The sequence below is a fragment of the Acinetobacter sp. ANC 5378 genome (genome assembly GCF_013004315.1).
Lineage (GTDB): Bacteria > Pseudomonadota > Gammaproteobacteria > Pseudomonadales > Moraxellaceae > Acinetobacter.
This window is the reverse complement of sequence record NZ_JABERK010000057.1, coordinates 14,224-35,393: the sequence shown is the minus strand read 5'-3', so window position 1 is coordinate 35,393 and position 21,170 is coordinate 14,224. Positions and strand designations below refer to the sequence as shown.

Annotated in this window: 21 protein-coding genes; 5 read left to right on the top strand and 16 right to left on the bottom strand. The window is 41.6% G+C overall.

All coding sequences use genetic code 11. From position 1 onward, the window contains the following. The first annotated feature begins 182 nt into the window (after positions 1–182). Positions 183–401 (top strand): hypothetical protein, encoded by a 219-nt coding sequence (locus HLH16_RS12505; RefSeq protein ID WP_131289530.1) that lies wholly within the window; start codon positions 183–185, stop codon positions 399–401. A gap of 110 nt (positions 402–511) precedes the next feature. Here the strand turns inward: HLH16_RS12505 and HLH16_RS12500 are convergent, their stop codons facing one another. The 7 genes from HLH16_RS12500 to glnK form a co-directional block, all read right to left on the bottom strand. Next, positions 512–1,057 carry a VTT domain-containing protein gene (locus HLH16_RS12500; RefSeq protein WP_171529566.1) on the bottom strand — a complete coding sequence of 182 codons (546 nt, stop codon included), beginning with the start codon at positions 1,055–1,057 and terminating at the stop codon, positions 512–514. Positions 1,058–1,169: 112 nt separating this feature from the next. Continuing rightward, positions 1,170–1,829, bottom strand: a complete 660-nt coding sequence (locus tag HLH16_RS12495; RefSeq protein WP_067722454.1) for a riboflavin synthase — start codon at positions 1,827–1,829, stop codon at positions 1,170–1,172. A 27-nt stretch (positions 1,830–1,856) separates the two neighbouring features. Beyond that, positions 1,857–3,149 (bottom strand): DNA adenine methylase, encoded by a 1,293-nt coding sequence (locus HLH16_RS12490; RefSeq protein ID WP_131289536.1) that lies wholly within the window; start codon positions 3,147–3,149, stop codon positions 1,857–1,859. Further along, positions 3,146–4,249: a bifunctional diaminohydroxyphosphoribosylaminopyrimidine deaminase/5-amino-6-(5-phosphoribosylamino)uracil reductase RibD gene (ribD, locus tag HLH16_RS12485; RefSeq protein WP_171529565.1), complete on the bottom strand. Its 1,104-nt coding sequence runs from the start codon at positions 4,247–4,249 to the stop codon at positions 3,146–3,148. The genes HLH16_RS12490 and ribD overlap by 4 nt, the downstream gene beginning before the upstream one ends. A gap of 12 nt (positions 4,250–4,261) precedes the next feature. Beyond that, positions 4,262–4,720 carry a transcriptional regulator NrdR gene (gene nrdR / locus HLH16_RS12480; protein ID WP_074946956.1) on the bottom strand — a complete coding sequence of 153 codons (459 nt, stop codon included), beginning with the start codon at positions 4,718–4,720 and terminating at the stop codon, positions 4,262–4,264. Between the two features lie 138 nt (positions 4,721–4,858). Beyond that, positions 4,859–6,262 (bottom strand): ammonium transporter, encoded by a 1,404-nt coding sequence (locus HLH16_RS12475; protein ID WP_171529564.1) that lies wholly within the window; start codon positions 6,260–6,262, stop codon positions 4,859–4,861. 60 nt (positions 6,263–6,322) lie between these two features. Then, the gene (gene glnK, locus HLH16_RS12470) at positions 6,323–6,661 is read right to left on the bottom strand and encodes a P-II family nitrogen regulator (RefSeq protein WP_067722465.1); all 339 of its coding nucleotides are present in this window, start codon (positions 6,659–6,661) and stop codon (positions 6,323–6,325) included. A gap of 278 nt (positions 6,662–6,939) precedes the next feature. On the opposite strand from glnK, the gene HLH16_RS12465 reads away from it, so the two are divergent. Both HLH16_RS12465 and HLH16_RS12460 read left to right on the top strand, forming a co-directional pair. Next, positions 6,940–7,167: an accessory factor UbiK family protein gene (locus HLH16_RS12465; protein WP_131267982.1), complete on the top strand. Its 228-nt coding sequence runs from the start codon at positions 6,940–6,942 to the stop codon at positions 7,165–7,167. Between the two features lie 67 nt (positions 7,168–7,234). Continuing rightward, complete coding sequence (locus HLH16_RS12460; protein ID WP_171529568.1) at positions 7,235–8,722, top strand: YifB family Mg chelatase-like AAA ATPase; 1,488 nt, start codon at positions 7,235–7,237, stop codon at positions 8,720–8,722. A gap of 172 nt (positions 8,723–8,894) precedes the next feature. On the opposite strand, the gene HLH16_RS15875 is transcribed toward HLH16_RS12460, so the two are convergent. The 3 genes from HLH16_RS15875 to HLH16_RS12450 all read right to left on the bottom strand — a co-directional run bounded on the left by HLH16_RS15875 (position 8,895) and on the right by HLH16_RS12450 (position 11,203). Next, positions 8,895–9,026, bottom strand: coding sequence for a hypothetical protein (locus tag HLH16_RS15875; RefSeq protein WP_284729915.1), 132 nt, complete (start codon positions 9,024–9,026; stop codon positions 8,895–8,897). A gap of 271 nt (positions 9,027–9,297) precedes the next feature. Further along, a complete protein-coding gene (locus HLH16_RS12455; RefSeq protein ID WP_171529563.1) occupies positions 9,298–10,053 on the bottom strand; it encodes a TorF family putative porin in 756 nt (251 codons plus the stop codon). A gap of 379 nt (positions 10,054–10,432) precedes the next feature. Further along, positions 10,433–11,203, bottom strand: coding sequence for a TorF family putative porin (locus tag HLH16_RS12450; protein WP_171529562.1), 771 nt, complete (start codon positions 11,201–11,203; stop codon positions 10,433–10,435). 586 nt (positions 11,204–11,789) lie between these two features. On the opposite strand from HLH16_RS12450, the gene HLH16_RS12445 reads away from it, so the two are divergent. Then, on the top strand, positions 11,790–13,124 hold the full coding sequence (locus tag HLH16_RS12445) for an OprD family outer membrane porin (RefSeq protein ID WP_171529561.1): 1,335 nt from the start codon (positions 11,790–11,792) through the stop codon (positions 13,122–13,124). 89 nt (positions 13,125–13,213) lie between these two features. Here the strand turns inward: HLH16_RS12445 and ppa are convergent, their stop codons facing one another. Both ppa and HLH16_RS12435 read right to left on the bottom strand, forming a co-directional pair. Next, positions 13,214–13,750 carry an inorganic diphosphatase gene (gene ppa / locus HLH16_RS12440; protein ID WP_005233448.1) on the bottom strand — a complete coding sequence of 179 codons (537 nt, stop codon included), beginning with the start codon at positions 13,748–13,750 and terminating at the stop codon, positions 13,214–13,216. 128 nt (positions 13,751–13,878) lie between these two features. Next, positions 13,879–14,277, bottom strand: a complete 399-nt coding sequence (locus HLH16_RS12435; protein ID WP_171529560.1) for an MAPEG family protein — start codon at positions 14,275–14,277, stop codon at positions 13,879–13,881. 106 nt (positions 14,278–14,383) lie between these two features. Between HLH16_RS12435 and HLH16_RS12430 the strand changes: the two genes are divergently transcribed. Next, the gene (locus HLH16_RS12430) at positions 14,384–14,764 is read left to right on the top strand and encodes a hypothetical protein (protein ID WP_131289556.1); all 381 of its coding nucleotides are present in this window, start codon (positions 14,384–14,386) and stop codon (positions 14,762–14,764) included. A 52-nt stretch (positions 14,765–14,816) separates the two neighbouring features. Here the strand turns inward: HLH16_RS12430 and HLH16_RS12425 are convergent, their stop codons facing one another. The 4 genes from HLH16_RS12425 to HLH16_RS12410 form a co-directional block, all read right to left on the bottom strand. Next, the gene (locus HLH16_RS12425; RefSeq protein ID WP_171529559.1) at positions 14,817–16,493 is read right to left on the bottom strand and encodes an AMP-binding protein; all 1,677 of its coding nucleotides are present in this window, start codon (positions 16,491–16,493) and stop codon (positions 14,817–14,819) included. 148 nt (positions 16,494–16,641) lie between these two features. Then, positions 16,642–18,861 carry a DNA topoisomerase IV subunit A gene (gene parC / locus HLH16_RS12420; RefSeq protein WP_131289560.1) on the bottom strand — a complete coding sequence of 740 codons (2,220 nt, stop codon included), beginning with the start codon at positions 18,859–18,861 and terminating at the stop codon, positions 16,642–16,644. A 164-nt stretch (positions 18,862–19,025) separates the two neighbouring features. After that, positions 19,026–20,345, bottom strand: a complete 1,320-nt coding sequence (gene niaP / locus HLH16_RS12415; protein WP_131289562.1) for a niacin transporter NiaP — start codon at positions 20,343–20,345, stop codon at positions 19,026–19,028. Between the two features lie 136 nt (positions 20,346–20,481). Continuing rightward, positions 20,482–21,126: a trimeric intracellular cation channel family protein gene (locus HLH16_RS12410; protein WP_086193105.1), complete on the bottom strand. Its 645-nt coding sequence runs from the start codon at positions 21,124–21,126 to the stop codon at positions 20,482–20,484. Positions 21,127–21,170 lie beyond the last annotated feature (44 nt).

The following is a 21,170-nucleotide window of genomic DNA, read 5'->3' as shown; positions in this document are numbered from 1 at the left end:
AAGTTGGGTGTATTGCTTCATTGTGTGCTTTCCAATTGCGAGTTGAAAAAGTCTAATGATTCTAATACACCTAACTTTTTCAACTAAATACAAATGTGTCGCACTTGGTATTTGAATCCGCGAAACTATTTAAAAACATGACCATTTAAATACTTAAACTTCATCTTATTCAGGAATAAAAAATGGATATCTTGAACCAAATTTCGACTCAAATTGCCGCACTGGATTCGGGTGAAAAATGGAGTGTATCTGCTCAAGATTTATGGATTAGCCATGCCGACTTCCACTCAGTTTCAATTTATATTTCCCGAGAGGCGGAAAAAGGACAATTTTCTGTTTCTACTCCAGAGGCATTAAACTCTTGGGTTGCAAGCACATCTGTCACGATTACCAAACACTGAAATAGATTAATCAAAATAGTCCACTTCGGTGGGCTATTGTTATTTTAATAGCTAGATTAGATTTTTTATCCAATCCCAACAAATTCAAATACGACTTAAATCATTAAAAACTAAAATAAATCTACAGCAATTCCCAGCATATTACCTACACCATAGCCCATACCTAATAACAAGCTAATCCAGATCAGCCCGCCTACTACGTTATAAAGCATAAAACTGAAAATATTCATGTGCCCCGCCCCTGCAGCAAAAGGTGCAAATGAACGAACAAACGGGACAAAGCGTGCAACCAGAATGGTTTTTCCACCATGTTTAGTAAAATAATGATTGGTTTTAACAATATATGCAGGTTTCAAAAACCGTGAATGTTCATGGAAAAATTTAAACCCCAACACCTGACCGGTATAATAATTGACGATATAACCCAATACTGCCGCAATAAATAACAATGACCCCATATAAGGTAAATGGACGACATCGGTGGTTGAACATAGTGCGCCAATCGCAAGCAGCAAGCTATCACCAGGCAAAAAGAACATAAATACCGAACCCGTTTCTGCAAAAATGATCAGAAATAAAATGGCATAAATCCACAAGCCATACTGATCCAGTAAAGTAGGTAACCATTGTTCAATATGCATTATAAAATCAAGCATCTTCACCTACTCACTTTAACCATATTATTTGCATAAATTATTAAAAACAAACACTAAAAATAAAAAAAACAGTCTGATTTTTCAACCAGACTGTTTTCTATTCTATGGATTTTTACTTCAAGAAGCCATTTTCTGCAAGAAATGCCATACTTAATTTGGATTGTTCTTTGGTTTCAGCCGCTTTATCACCGAGCATTAAACGCTCGATATAGCGGGCTAAAACATCAACTTCCAGGTTGACTTTAGCACCGGTTTTCCATGTGCCAATATTGGTTCTTTCAGCCGTATGTGGAATCAGATTAAGACTAATCACATTACCACGTAAATGGTTAATGGTCAGACTAATCCCATCCACAGTCACGGAACCTTTTTCAGCTAAATATTTGGCAATTTCAGCAGGCGCAGTCACTTCATAATAAATGGAACGGGCATCTTCACGCACCACGGTAATTTCACCCACAGCATCGACATGACCACTGACAATATGACCGCCAAAACGGGTGGTTGGCAGCATGGCTTTTTCCACGTTCACGCGCTGACCGACTTTCCAGGTGCCTAATGTGGTGCGGTTTAAACTCTCACGCGATACATCGGCAGCGTACCAGTTTTCGCCCCATTCAATCACGGTGAGACAAATCCCATTGGTGGCAATTGAATCGCCCAAATGAACATCTGACATGTCGAGACTGGTGCCAATACGCAAACGCACATCACCGCCCACGCTTTGTAAACTTTCCACTTTGCCTAGACTTTCAATAATGCCTGTAAACATAACTTGTTCTCTATTTCTGTATTTGTTTTACCACAATGCCAATTGTGTACTCACGCCTGTGGTATCTACCCCACCCAGTTCAGCAAAATGATACAACTGACCCAAGAGTTGGCGCAGCGGTGGACCCGATTTGGCATGGGTATCGGTAATCACAATAAACTCTAATACACGTGCGCGTTCTGACTGGCGTTGCTTGCTGACACGATAACGTGGCACATCTTGCGTTAACAGAGTCACACGACCACGTTTTAAATTCGCCTGCAGCAAATCACCGGCTTCAATATTACCATCGGTCGAATAACTGGTCAGAATATAACGCGCATTAATTGTCGCAACCAATTTCTCATACGCTTCTTTGGCATGCTTGGAAGAGTTGTACTGACTTGGACGCTCTTTACGCCATACACGGTCAATCCCACTCTTGTAGCCTTTGGTATCTGGACTTGGTAAATCAGCCTGATCCCACAAGGTTAAAGCATTCAGTACGTGATAGTTACTACCATAGGCATGCTGGTTATACGGCGGATCAAGATAAGCCACATCCACTTCAAAACTGCTCATCTGATTGGCAAGATGCTGGGCATCCACGCACCACATTTCAGCGGCCGGTTTTTTCGGCTCACCAATCTCGCAGAAACGGCTTGGCGTCAGCCAGAGTAATGATTCAATCCGTTCCAAAGCGGTTTGGGTTTTACCGCCCCAGCCATGATGGAAGCTTTTGAATACGCCACTGGTATTGCTGACAAAACTGGCTGAATAAAGCAATGGCGCCAGCAATGCCGACATCTCGACATCATCAATGGCACCTTGCGCCTGCCAGGTCGCAATTTGCTGACGGATCGCATCGATACGCATGCCGTTACGGCGTTTGAAGAACAAACGATCGCGGGTCGGATCATAAATTTCATCATTACGCGGACACAGGTTATGCGTCACCCAACCTTTGACTTCTGGCAAACGGTTTAAATAATCAATGGCTTTTTGATAACCACCCAACTCTTTAAATGCCGGTGCTTCTGTGCAGGATAAAATCGCACTGTTTAAAGCATGACTGTAGGGTTCCCAGTCATTGGCAATCACGCGATAACCATTTTGACGGGCCAGACGTGAAACCACGCCCGAGCCGGCAAAAAAGTCAGCAAAAATCGGGGCACGACCATTTTTGCTATTTAATGTTCCCGTACTCTCAAGGGCTTCCAAAATCAGATGAAGTAAACGACGCTTATTGCCTAAATACGGAACAAGCTGATTGAAAAGATATTCGTCTGTGGTACGTGCTGAATGACGACGTTTATGATAAACCGAAGACTCTGAATTCATACTGTCTCTTGAGAAGGGATTAACCTTAAGCGCACATCATCCCCCAATTGGGTGACCTCCATGAGCTTAAATCGAAGTTGCTCTGCCATACGGCTAAATTCCGCACTAAACATTGCACGTGCTGTTTGACCTAAAAATGTTGGTGCAACATAGCTGATCATTTCATCGACTAACTGTTGTTGTAAAAAGGCAGTCGATAATGTTGCCCCCGCTTCCACCAGCACATCATAAATTTGATGCTGGGTAGATAGAGTCTGTAGCAAGTCTTTTAAAGGCTGTACTGAAAATTGTAGCACGCCTAAATCAGCCAGTTCCTGACGGAAAGGTCCCATGACCATGACTGTATCGGGTTGCTGCAGTATTTTTGCGTTGAGGGGTAAACGTCCTTGACGATCGAGTACCAGACGTTTCGGCTGAACAATACTGGTGATATCTTCAATACCATTGAGCTGACGCACATTAAGCTGACAATCATCAGCCAGTACCGTTTCAATTCCGGTAATCACCACACCAGAAATGGCACGCCAATGCTGTACATCCTGACGGGCTTTAGATCCGGTAATCCATTTCGATTCCCCTGATACCATGGCTGTTCGACCATCCAGGCTTGAAGCCACTTTTAAACGGACATAGGGCATGCCGGTGGCCATGGCTTTTAAAAAACCTAAATTGAGTTTTTCTGCTTCTTGCTCACAAAGGCCCACTTCAACTTCAATACCGGCATCTTTTAGAATTTGCACACCCTTGCCTGCCACCAACGGATTTGGATCAGGACAAGCGACAATCACTTTAGCCACACCTGCTTCCACCAAGCCTTTGGCACAAGGCGGTGTACGACCATAATGCGCACAAGGTTCCAAAGTCACATAAGCGGTTGCGCCTTTGGCTTGATCTGCCGCCTGACGCATGGCGAAGACTTCCGCATGCGGTTGCCCCGCCTTCGGATGAAAGCCCTCTCCGACCAGTTGACCCTCTTTAATGATGACGCAGCCGACATTGGGATTGGGTTTGGTTGAATATTGTCCAAGTCGTGCTAATTCAATCGCACGTTGCATCCACAGCTGATCTTGGTGAATGGGATCTTGGCTTAACTTAGACATCTTGAAACTCTTTTAGTGTTCACGGTGTTGCATTTGTTCAATTTGACGTCGAAAAGCTTCTACATCCTGAAAGTCTTGATAAACCGAGGCAAAACGTACATAAGCCACATGATCCAAAGCAAATAAAGACTGCATGACAATTTCACCAATGGTTCGTGATTTCACATCACGCTCACCCAAACGGCGAATTTGTAATTGGATATCGCTGAGCACAGTTTCAATCTGCTCTTGTGTGACCGGTCTTTTTTGTAAAGCATGCATCAATGAACGGCGCATTTTCGCTTCATCAAAAGGTTCACTTTTGCCGTCAGATTTAATCACCCGAGGCATCACAACTTCATAAGTTTCAAAAGTGGTAAATCGTTCTCCGCAACTAATACATTCACGACGTCGACGAATTTGACAGCCTTCAGCAGCCAAACGCGAATCGATCACTTTACTATCTGCGGCGTTGCAAAACGGACAATGCATAGCGGTTTAATTGAACAAATCAAATCGGATTTAGAGTGTAGCAAAAATTCTGCGCTTTGTAGAGGTTTACGCAAGATATGGAAAAAAAACAGCCCTTACGGGCTGTTTTACACAATATATTGATTCTCGGTTTTTATATTATTCTACACGTTCGCCATGTTGACTTAAGTCTAGACCCATACGTTCGTCATCCGCTTCAACACGAATACCAATCACCAGGTCAATCAGTTTAAGAATGATGAAAGTGAGTACTGCAGAGTAAGCGATGGTTGCCAGTACACCTTCAATTTGCACCCATAATTGATGCATCATATTTGCAGGGACTTTATCACCCATGATGAATTCACTCGCGAACACTGCCGTTAAGATTGCACCGACAATACCCCCTACACCATGCAGACCAAAAGCATCTAAAGAGTCATCGGCTTTCAGTGCACGTTTAAGCGCAGTAATCCCCCAGAAACACACGACACCGCCAATTAAACCCATCGCCAATGCACCACCGACAGTAACGAAGCCAGCTGCCGGTGTAATCACCACCAGACCAGCAACCGCACCAGATGCACCACCCAATACAGAGGCTTTACCACGAACCACTTTTTCAGTAATTAACCATGCAATTGCTGCGGCTGCGGCTGCAACTTGAGTTACAACTAATGCATAACCCGCAGAACCGTTGGCACCGAGTGCAGAACCACCATTGAAACCGAACCAGCCTACCCAAACCAGGCTTGCACCGATCACAGTCAAAGTCAGGTTATGTGGCGCCATTGATTCACGGCCCAAGCCCATACGTTTGCCCAGCATGTATGCAGCAACCAGACCTGCGACACCCGAGTTAATGTGAACCACCGTACCACCAGCAAAATCCAGTGCACCGTCGTTACCTAACCAGCCGCCACCCCATACCCAGTGGGTAATTGGTGCGTAAACCACAACACTCCAAATGGTAATGAATGCAACGAAAGCGCTGAATTTCATACGTTCTGCAATCGAACCGGTAATGATGGCTACGGTAATGATTGCAAAGGTCATTTGGAAAATAACAAACAGAATTTCAGGAATTGTTCCGGTTAAGGCACTTGTGGTAATGCCGGATAACATGATTTTATCCAAGCCACCAATGAAAGCGTTACCTTGACCAAAAGCGAGTGTATAACCAATCACCACCCAAGTAATACTGACGACTGCCGCTGCAACAAAGCTATGTGCCATCGTACCCAAGACGTTTTTCTTACGAACCATACCACCGTAGAAAAGTGCCAAACCTGGAATAGTCATCAGTAAAACAAGTGCTGTAGACACTAAAATCCATGCGGTATCACCTGTGTCTAATTTTACTTCTTCTTCGACAGGTGCTGCTGTTGTTTCAGCTGGAGCAGGTGCCGCAGCTAATTCAGAATTTGTTAACGATGTATCAGCAGTTTCAACAACTGTGACATCTTCAGAAGGAGCGGATGCTGTTACAGCTTCTTCAGCCCATGCAACAGAACCACCTAAAAGTGCGCCCGATAAACTCAGCGCAATGAGCATTTTTTTCATTCGTATCCCCCAACCTAGTATTTTTTGAGTTATTAGGTACTCAGCAAACTTCGTGCCAAATTAGACAGCGTCTGCACCTGTTTCACCGGTACGAATACGGATGACTTGTTCTAAATTAGTCACGAAAATTTTACCGTCACCAATTTTTCCTGTGCTTGCAACACGCGTAATCGATTCAATGACTGAATCAACCATATCATCGCTAATCGCAATTTCAATTTTCACTTTAGGCAAGAAATCAACGACATATTCAGCGCCACGATAAAGTTCAGTATGACCTTTTTGACGACCAAAGCCTTTGACTTCAGTTACGGTGATCCCTTGAACACCAATGTCAGAGAGTGCTTCACGCACGTCATCTAATTTAAAGGGTTTTACAATTGCAGTTACGAGCTTCATGTTTGTTTTCCTTCGGCTTCTTTCACCAGTAAGGTTTTATGTTCAAATTTCATGCCAAACTTTCTAAGGTTGGGGGAAAATAGAGAGTTTCGACACGAGTTTTCTTTATAACCTATTTTATACTTTTAAACGTAGTCCGATCTAAAAAAAGAGTCATTTTTATTATAAAATTTACGATTTTACTCATCGAACAAAACTATATCTGATTGATGGGGGCTATGGTCTAGGTTTGAGCAATGCTACACTGCTCATACTTCTGCACCGTTAGGGAATCAACAATGATCGAAACTTTATTACAAGCAATCATGGAACAAATAGACCAACCCAAAAAAGATATTGAACATAATTTGCGTGCCTTACTCAATGAAGCGGTTTCCAAGATGGATCTGGTTTCAAAAGATGAAATTGAGCGTCAACGTACTGCGCTCAATAATGCCAATTTACGCTTGAATGAACTGCTTAAACAAGTTGAAGCATTAGAAATTAAAATCAAGAACAATAAATAAGCACTTTTTTGGTGCAATAAAAGACACAAAACGATTAAAAATAACGCACTATAACGGAACAATAATAATCTCTTTTGCTAAAATTTACACTCGAGGTCTGCTTGGACTTCATGCGCCTTTAATTGAGGTGGAAGTTCATGTCAGCCAGGGTCTACCTTCTTTAACTATTGTTGGGTTGCCTGAAGCAGCAGTTCGTGAAAGTAAAGACCGTGTCCGCTCTGCCATTATCAATAGCGGTTTTCAATTTCCGACGAAGCGCTTAACCATCAATTTAGCCCCGGCAGACTTGCCCAAAGATGGCTCACGCCTCGATTTACCGATCGCTTTAGGGATTCTCATCGCATCGGGGCAAATATCTGAAAATGTTACAGATAATCTGGAGTTTATAGGTGAACTGGCTTTGGATGGGCAACTTCGCCCCATCAGCGGAATTTTGAGTATTGCGATTGCTTGCCAGCAGTCAGGACATCAACTGATTTTGCCAGAACAAAATGCTCAACAAGCCTCACAACTGCCTAATTTTGAAGTGTTTGCAGCCAAGCATTTAAAAGATGTATGCGATCATCTTTCTAATCAACAGCCCATCCAGCAATATAAAGCCAGTCACTCTGCAGCACCAGATCAGTACAAATTTGATTTAGCCGATGTCAAAGGTCAACTCCGTCCACGACGCGCTTTGGAAATTGCCGCAGCAGGGGGACATTCTTTATTGTTTAAAGGGCCACCGGGTACAGGAAAAACGCTGTTAGCATCACGGCTTGCCAGTATTTTGCCGCCTTTAGATGCACAGGAAAATTTGGAAGTTGCCAGTATTTACTCTGTTTCAAATACCTCGCACCCCTTTGGACAACGCCCTTTTCGCGCACCCCATCATACCGCTTCAGCAGTCGCTTTAGTCGGTGGGGGTTCACATCCTAAACCCGGCGAAATCACCTTGGCGCATTTAGGGGTTTTATTTTTAGATGAACTGCCTGAATTCGATCGCAAAGTATTAGAAGTTTTAAGACAACCGTTGGAATCTAAAGAAATTGTGATTTCTCGCGCTTCACGGCAAATTACCTTTCCGGCAAATTTTCAGCTGATTGCCGCAATGAATCCCTGCCCGTGTGGTTATGCTTTTAATCAGGATATTCGTTGCCAATGTTCTGCGGATGCGATTAAACGTTATCAAAATCGTATTTCTGGTCCACTACTCGATCGTATTGATTTGCATCTGGATGTACCGCCATTACAAGTGCATGAATTGCAAGGTACAACACCCGTCGAAAATTCACAGACTGTGCGTGAGCGCGTGATTCAAGCTTACAAACTACAAATACAACGACAGCAATGTCTGAATCACGCTTTAAGTCCTAAACAGCTGGAGCAATTTGCCCCCTTGGATATGCAGGCACAGAAAATCATGGAAATGGCACAGCAGCGCTTAAACTTATCTGCTCGTGCCTATCATCGGGTATTACGTGTCGCCAGAAGTATTGCGGATTTATCCCAGCATGCAGAAATACAAAGCCAACATTTAACCGAAGCTTTGTCTTATCGGGCTCAACAGGGCTAATCTGAAATGCATAATTTGCTTATCTATAGCGAAAACCTTGCTGATCATGCTGCGATTTCATAGGTCATCGAACAGACATTTAAAGATCAGCAATATTCGAGTCATACTGAGCATTTCATTGTTAATGCCTTGCAATGCAAAAAAACAATTAAGCATTGCTTTAGCCACTATTTTAAATCAGAAAATTGTGTAGCATCTGGTATTTCATCGGTAAAAATTTCTTCAGGCGTACAAGACTGGTATGGCTTGGAACCGGTTGCAGTTTACCTGAATGGCAACTACAAGGAATCGGTTCAGCACTCATCCAGTCTGCTTTGGTTCAATTAAAAGCTCATGCAGCAAAAGGCTGTGTGGTGGTGTTAGGTGATCCGAATTTTTTATTCTAAATTTGGTTTTAAAGTGGTACCTGAACTCATTTTAGCAAATGTGCCGTCTTAATATTTCCAGACTTTATCATTTTATGAAAAATTTTAAAAAGTAACAATTACTTATCATAATTCTTTTAATGCAACTTCATAACATGGTCTCAAAATAAAAAAGGCGACTCTCATGAGTCGCCTTTTTTATTCAGTAAGTTAGAAGGCGTAAGATAAACCAAGTACAACTTTATTTTTTTGCTTGGTATCCATACGGTCATAACCACCTAAAATATAATCTACACTCATGGTAGCACCGGTCTCCGCAAGAGGATGACTTAGCCCTACAGTGAAATGACGAAAACCAAAAGTTTCGGTGGTTCCATCTTCAGGAATAAAATCACCTGCGCTATCATCATAGTAGTAAAGTCCTAACTTGGTATTCAGACTAAAATCACGTGGCAATCCATAGCTATAACTCCCTAAGAAATAGGTATCGCCCGCATTCCCCCAAGTTGTATCCTCAAGCAAAGTTTGTGCAGTAAGACCAAAATCCTTGTAATTTAAGCCCAGCATGGTTTCGAAACCATTTGCATCACTTGTACCTAAATCATAATAATAGTAATAAGTAAAACCAAGGGTATAGCCTAAATCCTCAGTCATTGATCCTTTATAACCCGCATAAAAATCACTTTCAAAAGCACTATCGGGATCTAGTTCTGTAGGGTCGCCATAACTGAGTGTTGATCCCCAATAACCCGCGTAAAAACCGGAAGCGTGGCTATAATCAAGTCCCCCTTGTAATGTTGCATTTTTATTTTCAGGGACATTAGTAATACCACGTAAATTATAGCTTGAAAATACACCAATATTACCCGAAATGGTATGTTCTGATGCAGGTGCCTCTTCTGCGAAAGTGAATGTAGATGCTGCGCCTAATACAGCCAGAGATAATGCTTTTAAAGTTAATTTCATTGTTTGATTCCCCCACATCGTACTACGACGGTTTTTTTGGTTATTTCGATAAACTCAATGAGGTAATAGCAATTGCTATGCCAAAAGCAAAATGAGATCTCTACAAGTCATCTAGAATAAAAAATAAATAGAACTATCATTTTGTTTTTATTATATTTTAGTTAACTACAATAAACCTATCTGCAATACAGTTTATTCACTGCCATAGCCCGTTTGTTCAGCATTAAAACTTACTTCAGCTTTAGAGCAAGATTCATATTTACTTACATCATGCCTCTTTTTGAGGCTATTTTTTAACCATATTATTTTATTATGCTTAAAAAAAGTGCACAAATTTAAAGCAATTTATGCACTTTTAAAAACTCTTACAGTTTTAGGCTTAAAAACTAAAATTCAAACCGAATACAACCTGATCATCAAAATCTGTATCGAAGCGATCCTTACCACCGACTACATAATCTAAAGATGCGGTCGCACCCGTATTTGCAATTTCTTTACTCACACCAATACGTGCTTCATTAAAGGCAACATCATTAGTCGTTTCAATCATGCTGTCATCTCGGCTGCTGTTATAAATAGATGCGCCAACTGAGGTATTCAACATAAAGTTTTGCGGCAAAGCATAACTATACGCTGCACTTAAATACACATCTCCCGCGTTAGCGAAAGAAGCATCTGCAAGCATTACGGATGCAGCTAAAGTTAGGTCTTTATAAGCCAATTCACCCAATACATCGAATGCTGTAGTTTTACGTTTACTGCCATCTTCAGCATTAACTGTACCGCCATTTTGATAGTAATAAGCAGTCCCTTGAACTCTATAGTTCCAGTTTTGGTTAATTTCATTACCGTACGCCACATAAAAATCATGTTCAAAACCATGATCTCTATCCTTATCAGATGGATCATAACCTATGGTTGAACCCCAGTATCCTACGCTAACACCACTTTGAAGTGCATACTCAAGACCTGCTTGTAGAGCAACATCATCATTTTCCACACCACCACGGTAAATATATTTATTCACCACGGCAAAACTACCTGTTAATACTCCCGCTGCTGGTGAAATTGTCTCTTCTTCAGCAAATGCAGGCATTGTGCTCATGGCAAGCAATAAAGATAACGCAATTTTGTGTGAAGTTTGATGCATTCCTACCCCTTAGAGAATCCGACTAAGATTCTTTTTCGATGACAAATTTAGCTGCGGATTCTAAAGCTTTTTTATAATTTTTGTTCAATTTTTTAGATAATTTCACCCTGCTTTTATTTAATTTTAGGGAAATAAAAAGCTTAACATTTAAGTAAAATATATTTTGCATTGCATATAATTAGACGATATTTACATTAAATATCATGATGATCTGAGAATTTAGATCATTGGCAAGATCTGATAAAAATTTACCACCCAGACTTTTAGTCACAACTTAAAAGCCTTATTAGACCAAAGTAGTAAGCGTTAAATAAAATAAAATTAAAAATCAGGGTGCTATCTATCCATTCTTTATAAAAAACCACATAAAGAATCATCTTTCATTTAAATATATTATTGTTTTAAATAATATTTTAAATGGAATCGATTTTTTTGAACTTTTGTTCAATTTTATCTATGCATTCTTATTCAATGAATGCATAACTTTAATGAAATAAAATGAATAAAAAAAAGAGTTTTTTGCTCTACATTACGTATACAATTCTTCTCATTTAATCCTCCCTCTTTTGTATAAGGCCATCTCCCAATGCAAAAAGCACAAAAACTTACCTTAGCAGTTTTGATTCAAGCTGCATTAATCTCAACTGTATATGCTAGCGAGCAAAGTGAATCTAAAGGCTTTGTTGAAGATGCTGAAGGAACTGTTCTATTCCGTACTGGTTATATCAGCCGTGACAAAAAAAATGGTGTAGATGACACCAGCTCTTTTGCTCAAACAGCAATTGTGAATTTAGATTCTGGCTACACTAAAGGGGTGGTAGGTTTTGGTGTAGGCGTTGTAGGCGATACATCCTTCAAGCTGGGTGACAATAAGCATGCTGGTAATGGCATGATTCCACGTGAAACAGGTCTAAACAGCGAAGGTAAACTAACCAAAGGTGCTGGTGATACTTATGACCACTGGACCCGTGGTGGCGCCAACGTAAAAGCTCGCGTGTCAAATACTGAAGTACGTTATGGTACTCAAGTTTTAGACTTGCCAGTATTGGCAAGTAACACTGCTCGTCTAGTTCCTGAATATTTCGACGGTTTCCTTGTAACCAGCCGTGAAATTAAAGGCCTAGAACTAACAGCTGGTAAATTCACTAAAAACCAGTATTCGGATCAAATCAATTCAGATGGCAATGAACTAGATCGTGCGGTGGTGTGGGGCGCTAAATATCAAGTGAATGACAACTTGAATACATCATACTATGGCACTGATATTAAAGATAAATTAGAACGCCATTATGCCAATGTGAACTTTAAGCAAGCCCTTGCCAACAACAGTTCATTCACTTATGACTTCAGTGGTTATCATACCAACTGGGATCGTGGGGCTAATAACAGCTTATATTCATTCATTGGTCCAGCTGATGGTGATTACCAAAACTCAATTTGGGCAGTTTCTGGTACTTATAACAAAGGTCCACACAATGTCATGTTGGCTTACCAACAAAACTCAGGCAACACCGGTTATGATTATGGTTTAGGTCGAGGCGTGGGTGACGGTCATCAAACCATTTATATGCCAAACTCTTACCTGTCAGACTTTATCGGTAACGACGAAAAATCAGCACAAATTCAATATACCTATGACTTTGGTGCAATGAATGTTCCTGGTTTAACCTGGACATCAGCGTTCGTTTACGGTTGGGATATCAAAGCAACTGATAATAAGGGAACAATGATCAGTGACAATGCTCAAGAACGTGAATTCTTTAACCAGGTGAAATATACTGTTCAAAGCGGTTTTGCCAAAGATGCCAGCTTACGTGTACGTAATTCTTACTACCGTGCAAGCAATGATTACCAAAGCAACTACATCGGCGACACTAACGAATGGCGTATCTTCCTTGATATTCCTGTGAAATTATTTTAATTCACAGTAAGTTCAAGAGATAAAAAAAACCTGCACAATGTGCAGGTTTTTTTTATTTAAGCCTTTCAGGCTAAATTCGAAACAAACAATTATTTGTTTGCTTCTGCATAAGCTGCAATTGAGCTAAGCACTTCTTGTTTCGCAACATCAGCACCTTCCCAACCACTTAACTTAACCCATTTTCCCGGCTCTAAGTCTTTGTAGTGTTGGAAAAAATGTTCAATTTGGCTGATCAACAAAGGCGGAAGATCAGTATATTCCTGAACATCTTTGTAGATTGGCGTTAATTTGTCGTGTGGAACAGCAACAAGTTTAGCGTCTACACCACCGTCATCTTCCATGTTCAATTTACCGACAGGACGGCAACGAATCACTGAACCTGGTTCAACTGGGTGTGGTGTTACAACCAATACGTCTAATGGGTCGCCATCTAAAGACAAGGTATTTGGTACATAACCGTAGTTCGCCGGGTAGAACATTGCTGTACCCATGAAACGGTCTACAAATAACGCATCAGAATCTTTGTCGATTTCGTATTTGATTGGTGCTGCATTCGCAGGAATTTCAATAATGACATAGATGTCGTTTGGCGCATCTTTACCCGCTGGGATATTGCTGTAGCTCATAGCATCACTCTTTAACAAGTTAAATCTTATTTAAACCGGCACGATTATAACGGTTTTTGAGAATTAAATAACTTTGTGATTATACATCCGCCACAGCAAAATATGTATTTCCCCAGATTGATGCAGGCTTAAGTTAATTTAATGACCAGAAGTAATAAGCAGATTGGACAAAGCAAAGACAAAGTCCAAACAATGCTGCGCAAAGTTGCCCAATTGGCTAAATAGCAAATGCCGTAAACAATACGTAGCACAATATAGGCAATACCGAAGGTCATAATCACGGTTTGAGGAACCACCATATATTCCGCCATTAAAATGGCAGCAATAAATAAGGGTAAACTTTCAAAACTATTTTGCTGTACCGCATTGGCACGTGCTGCCAAACCAGTGGTTTTGGCCAAAAAATCGCGCGGGTTTTGGTTATCTCGTCCTTTAAAGCCAGCAGTTTTTTTTGCAATCACTGTGAAAACGTAGGGCAATAAACATGCAATTAAGATGAGATAGATTATTCCGCTGATGGTTTGCATCTCATTTTTCTCATTAAGATTTTCTGCCCAATATCATAGCATGGCGTTTCAGTAATAATTTTTGTTAAATTATAATGTTTTTATTAATGAGGAATAAGGATCCAGTATGGTCAACCCAGATCAACAACAAATGTTTGATGTCCTGGAAAAACAGCGCCAGCATCAACTTAAAGTGGATCGTGTACTCAAAATCGTGTTGCCGATTGTGGGATTTTTACTTTCAGTCATGTGTGCAAATCTAAATAGACTGTCTCTTATTTTCACCATTGTCATCTCAATTCTTGCACTTTGGAATGTGGGGATTAAACGTCAAGCCCTTTGGATATGGACGACAGTAGTTGCACTTTACTGTTTGCTGGATAATTTCTATAGCTTTGGTTCATTTGATTTAAAGCGATACGTTTATCAGTTCGGTAGCATCACGACCTTTTTATGGATTATGGGTATTGGACGCCCTTATATTGATCGCTGGCTGATGAAAGATTAAAAGTTCAAGTATAAAAAAAGCGCCGAAAACGGCGCTTTTTTTATTACAGGGTTTATGCAGTTTTACGTAAATCTTTACGTAAGATTTTACCTACGTTTGATTTCGGTAATTCATCTATAAATTCAACATAACGCGGGCGTTTATAACCGGTTAAGTTTTCTTTTGCATATTCCAATATTTCTTCAGTGGTTAAAGACGGATCTTTTTTCACTACGAATAACTTAGGCACTTCCCCAGATTTTTCATCAGGCACACCAATCGCTGCAACTTCCAATACTTTTGGATGTTTAGAAATCACATCTTCAATTTCAGCAGGGTAAACATTGAAACCAGAAACCAGAATCATGTCTTTCTTACGGTCTACAATTTTAATATAGCCGCGAGCATCCATAATACCGATGTCACCTGTACGGAAGAAACCATTGGTCATAACTTTTTCAGTTTCATCCGGACGGTTCCAGTAGCCTTTCATGACTTGTGGACCACGAATCGAGATTTCACCCTGCTCGCCTAATGGAACTTCATTGCCATCATCATCAAGAATCGCAACTTCAGTCAATGGCAATGGAACGCCAATCGTGCCGCTAAACTCCATTGATGATGGTGGGTTTGCAGTCGCAACAGGCGAAGTTTCTGATAAACCATAACCTTCAATGATGTTAGTGCCGGTAATTTTCTTCCATGCTTCAGCTGTAGAAGCAAGAACAGCCATACCCCCACCCATCGCCATTTTAAGGTTGCTATGGTCGAGTTGCTTAAACTCTTCATTGTTCACCAATGCATTAAACAAGGTGTTTACTGCCGGGAAGAATGATGGACGGTATTTGCGCAATTCTTTCATTACCGCAGGTAAGTCACGCGGATTTGGAATCAGAATGTTGGCTTGACCTTTATACATGCCATACATGGCACAAACCATGAACGCAAAAATATGATAAAGCGGCAATGCACAGAAAATACGGTCATCTTTCGAACCGTCTTGTGCACCAAATTTACTTTGGAAAATGCCGTCACACTGCAACATGTTCGCGACAAGATTGCGATGTGTCAGTTCTGCCCCTTTAGAAACACCCGTAGTACCACCAGTATATTGCAATACAGCAGTATCACTTAAAGTCAGGCTTGGACGCTTATAGTTGCTTGCATTGACTTTAGACATTGCAGCATTGAACTTAATATGTCCTGGAATATCCCAAGCTGGAATTTGTTTACGTACTGAACGTAAAACAAAGTTCACTAATGTGCCTTTTAATGCACCTAACATATCGCCAACAGAAGCCACGACCACATGCTTCACAGGTGTTTTACCAATAATTGCTTGGTAAACAGTTGCAAAGTTTTCAATAATGACCAGCACTTCAGAACCCGAGTCATTTAACTGATGCTCAAGTTCACGCGAGGTATAGAGTGGATTTACATTCACTAATACCAGACCTGCACGGAATATACCCAATGCAACCACTGGATATTGCAACACGTTTGGCATCATCACTGCGACGCGAGAACCTTTTGCCAAACCTAAGCTTTGTAAATAGGTTGCAAATTTACGGCTTGCTTCTTCTAGTTCATTAAATGTTAAGACTTTATCCATAAAGATAAAGGCATCACGTGAACCAAATTTTTGAAAATTACGTTCAAAAACATCATTAAGCGAGGTATTTTCTGGTGGTAATTCTATAGTTTCCGGAATCCCTGTTTTTTGGTATTCAGCGAACCAAATTTTTTCCATAATGCCCTTCTCTCCAATCTGTAATCCTTAGTTTTCAACTGTTTTTTCAATGCTATGCGTCATTATTGAACTTGTTTAGGCATAACACGACATCCATTTACACGAATACGGATCATATATAACGTATTTTGATCAATGGATGCTAGTTTTATCTTTGAATGAACAGTTTATTTGCTTTTTGATATCCCCGTGGTAAGAGTTGACCTTTAGTCGCTCTTTTACCTACATATTTCTGAAGATCATCACCTTTTAGTTTTAATTGTTGCTGTCCTGCAACTACTTGAATTATTTCATTTAAACAAAGTAATGTCATGGACAAAATTTGTTCATTCGGTTCAAGTTGTATCAACTTGTTTCCTTTACCCTTGTTCAGGATTGGCAATTCTGACAGATCAATCACCAATAAACGGCCAGCGGTACTCAGGATGGCTAAATGCGTATTGGCATCCACCGTTTGCAATGGCAATGCTTTGGCATCATCCGATACGGTTAAGAAGGCTTTACCCGCTTTCGCATTGGTATCTAGCTGTTTTGCATTGGATTTAAAGCCGTAACCTTTAGAACTCACCGCAATAATTTCCTGCTCATCATCTGCGATCATGACTTGAATAAAGCCAACCCCATTTGCAGGAGCAAGTTTGGAGCTTAAGGGCTCACCCAAACCTCGTGCCGATGGCAAACTGTTAATCGCCAGTGCATAACTGCGCCCTGTTTCATCTAGCACATACGTACGTTGATTCGACTTGCCGGTTGCATGACTTAAGTACTGATCGCCTGCACGGAAATTTGCATTTTCAGCATCCACATCATGCCCTTTGGCACAACGAATCCAGCCTGCTTCTGACAAAATCACGGTTACAGGATCAGCCGGCATCAGGTCTTGTTCGCTAATCGCGGCAGCTTCGGCACGTTGCACGATTGGCGAACGTCGGTCATCACCAAATTTCTTGGCATCGTCTTTCAGTTCGGTAATGATCAGATTCTTTAATGATTCCGGGTTTGCCAATTGTTCACGAATAATGGCAGCACGTGCTTCCAATTCTTCCTGTTCACGGCGAATTTCCATTTCTTCAAGTTTTGCCAAATGACGTAACTTAAGTTCCAGAATGGCTTCGGCCTGAATTTCATCAATCCCGAAATGTGCAATCAGCTCAGCTTTTGGATGATCTTCTTCGCGAATAATACGAATCACTGTATCCAGATCTAAATAGGCAATCAAAAGACCGGCCAAAATATGCAGGCGCTTTTCAATTTTATTTAAATGGTATTGCAGACGACGGGTCACGGTATTCTTACGGATTTCAATCCATTCCAGCAAAATACGGCGAATCGATTTCACTTGCGGACGACCATCAGCACCAATCATGTTCATATTGACACGATAGCTTGACTCTAAATCGGTCGTTGCGAATAAGTGACTCATCACCGCTTCGGCATCAATACGATTGGAACGCAGCACAATCACCAAACGGGTTGGATTTTTATGATCGGATTCGTCTCGAACATCGCTCACCAAAGGCAATTTCTTCGCCTGCATTTGATCGGCAATTTGGGTGATGATTTTTGAACCCGACACCTGATACGGTAGCTCGGTAATCACGATTTCATTTTTTTCTATCGTGTACACCGCACGCATACGATAACTACCACGACCGGTGGTCTGAATTTTTAATAAATCATCAGCCGAGGTAATAATTTCCGCTTTGGTCGGCAAATCGGGTGCCGGAATATATTCGGCAACTTTTTCATCGCTTAAATTTGGATTACGAATCAGCGCGATGGTGCCTTTAATCACTTCACGTAAGTTATGTGGCGGAATATCGGTTGCCATCCCTACGGCAATACCGGTGGTACCATTCAACAAAATATTCGGTACACGTGCCGGTAAATTCACCGGTTCTTTCATCGAACCATCAAAGTTGTCCTGCCAGTCACAGGTGCCTTGACCCAACTCAGACAACAGCACTTCACTGTAAAGTGAAAGTTTGGCTTCGGTATAACGCATTGCTGCGAAGGATTTCGGATCATCGGGTGAACCCCAGTTGCCCTGACCTTCGATGAAGGGATAACGATAACTAAACGGCTGTGCCATCAGCACCATGGCTTCATAACAGGCAGAGTCACCATGCGGATGGTACTTACCCAGTACATCACCTACCGTACGGGCAGATTTTTTCGGCTTACCACTATGCTTTAAGCCCAGTTCACTCATCGCATAAACGATACGGCGCTGCACCGGTTTTAAACCATCACTGATATGCGGCAATGCACGATCCATAATCACGTACATGGCATAGTTAAGGTAAGCTTGTTCAGTAAATTCTGCTACGGAACGATTTTCTGTCGCATGATGCACAAGGCTGGTCATAAAAGCGTGAAATCCTAAATAATTCGTTTTTGTATCTACGTTGTTATGCTAAGTCGCAGGTGCAGTCTATACAAGGGCAGTACTGAACACTCTGCGACAAATTGTGTCTTATGGCCTAAAAATATCCACTTTATAATGTTCGATCAACTAAAAAATCAGCAATTTTATAAACCCATCGATTCTAAAGTCTTGCCTTTGGTTTCTTCGCCTAAGACTAAAATCACCAAAGCCACAGCCAGCAATACTGCAGTAAACATTGTAAAGACGTGGCTGAAACCATTGTTCATCACCATCATATGGGTAACCACGATCGGTGCCACAATCCCGCCCATACGACCAATCGCAGAGGCCCAACCAGAACCAAAAGCACGAATATTGGTTGGATACTGTTCTGGCGTATAGGTATAAAGCACGCCCCATGCACCCAAGTTAAAGAACGACATCAAGCAACCCCAGAACATAATCATGTTCACGGTATCCGCTTGGCCAAAGAAATAAGCCGAAACGGCACACATGCCAATAAAGCCCGCCAATGTGGCTTTACGTCCCAGTTTTTCCACCAGCCATGCTGCGGCAACATAACCCGGAAGCTGCGCCAAAATCATAATCAGCACATACTCAAAAGACTGCACAATCGTATAGCCCTGTTTGATCAACAAACTTGGCAACCAGGTAAAAATGCCATAATACGAATAGACAATCCCGAACCAGATCAGCCAGAGCATTAAGGTACGACGAGCAAATGGGCCAGTCCAAAGCTGTTTAAAAGAAATATTCTGCTTTTCCGCAACCGGTTTGACTTCAATGTGTTGAATCACTTCCACACCACATTGACGTTCCAGTTTTTGAACCAGAGCATGCGCTTCTTCAATCCGTCCACGGTTAATCAAATACGGAACAGACTCTGGCACTTTTTTCAGAATCATAAACACATAAATGGCAGGCAAACCACCAATTAAAAATGCGATATGCCAGCCATAATTCGGAATCACAAAGTAGGAAACCAGAGCCGCGACCAGCCAGCCCAAGCCCCAGAAACTTTCCAGTAAAACAATAAAGCGTCCGCGTACGTGCGCAGGAATGTATTCACTGACCAAAGTTACCGCAACAGGAAGCTGTCCACCTAAACCTAAACCGACAATAAAACGAAACACCAATAACCAGGTCAAATTGGGTGCAAAGGCACATAAAGCAGTGGCAATACTATAGGTCACCAAAGTAATGGCAAATACGGTACGACGCCCAATACGATCGGCTAATCCCCCAGAGAAAACTGCACCAATCGCCATACCGACAAAACCAATCGACACCACCCAGCCTTTTTCAGTCGGGGTCATGTTCCATTCTTCGGCCATGGTCGTCAAAATAAAAGCAATCAGACCAGTATCCATTGCATCGAACATCCAGCCGAGTCCGATCACCCATAGCAAGGTATAGTGAAACTTACCAATGGGTAAGCGTTGTACACGTGAGACTAAATCCATAACAAGATCTCTGATTTGGTGAAAGGGTGCATACTGCTTTCCCAACAGGATTTATGATTTTGCTGATTTTTATACGCTAATTTGAAGATCATGACCGCTCATTTCGTCGGTCATTTCCCGTTTTTTTTGAAAATTCTTATGAAGCATCTTTGGAAGATGCCGATTGATCATCATCATCTTTATAAATGAATTTGGGCATTTCCAGTCCGAAGTAGATGGCGATACAGCGTAAAGAGAAACCGAAGATCAGAGTCGAAATTACGGTGACTTCCAGGGAGAAACCAATCTCTTGGCAGACCCAGTAACAGATAACTGACACAAAAGAAATACTGGCATACAGTTCACGGCGGAACACCAAGGGTACATCGTTACACAGAATATCACGCAGAATACCGCCAGAGACACCCGTCAGGACACCCGCCACAGCTGAAACCACGAAACCATGTCCCATTTCCAGTGCAATCTGACAACCAATCACGGTAAAGCCAATCAGCCCCATGGCATCCAGAATCAAGAAGATAGAGCGTAAATGGCGCATCCATTTGGCAATCAGGATAGTGACAAAGGCCGCAGCACAGGTTAACACCAAATATTCAGGATGTTTGACCCAAGTCAGTGGATAATGTCCGAGCAATACATCCCGAACTGAACCGCCACCAAGTGCCGTCACACAAGCAATCAGCGTTACCCCAAACCAATCCATACTACGCCGACCAGCCGACAAAGCCCCGGTCATGGCTTCGGCCGTAATCGCAATAATATAAATCACTAATAGCAACATTGCCCTTCTTCCACTGAGGGTAATCGATGCGCGTTATTCTAAGG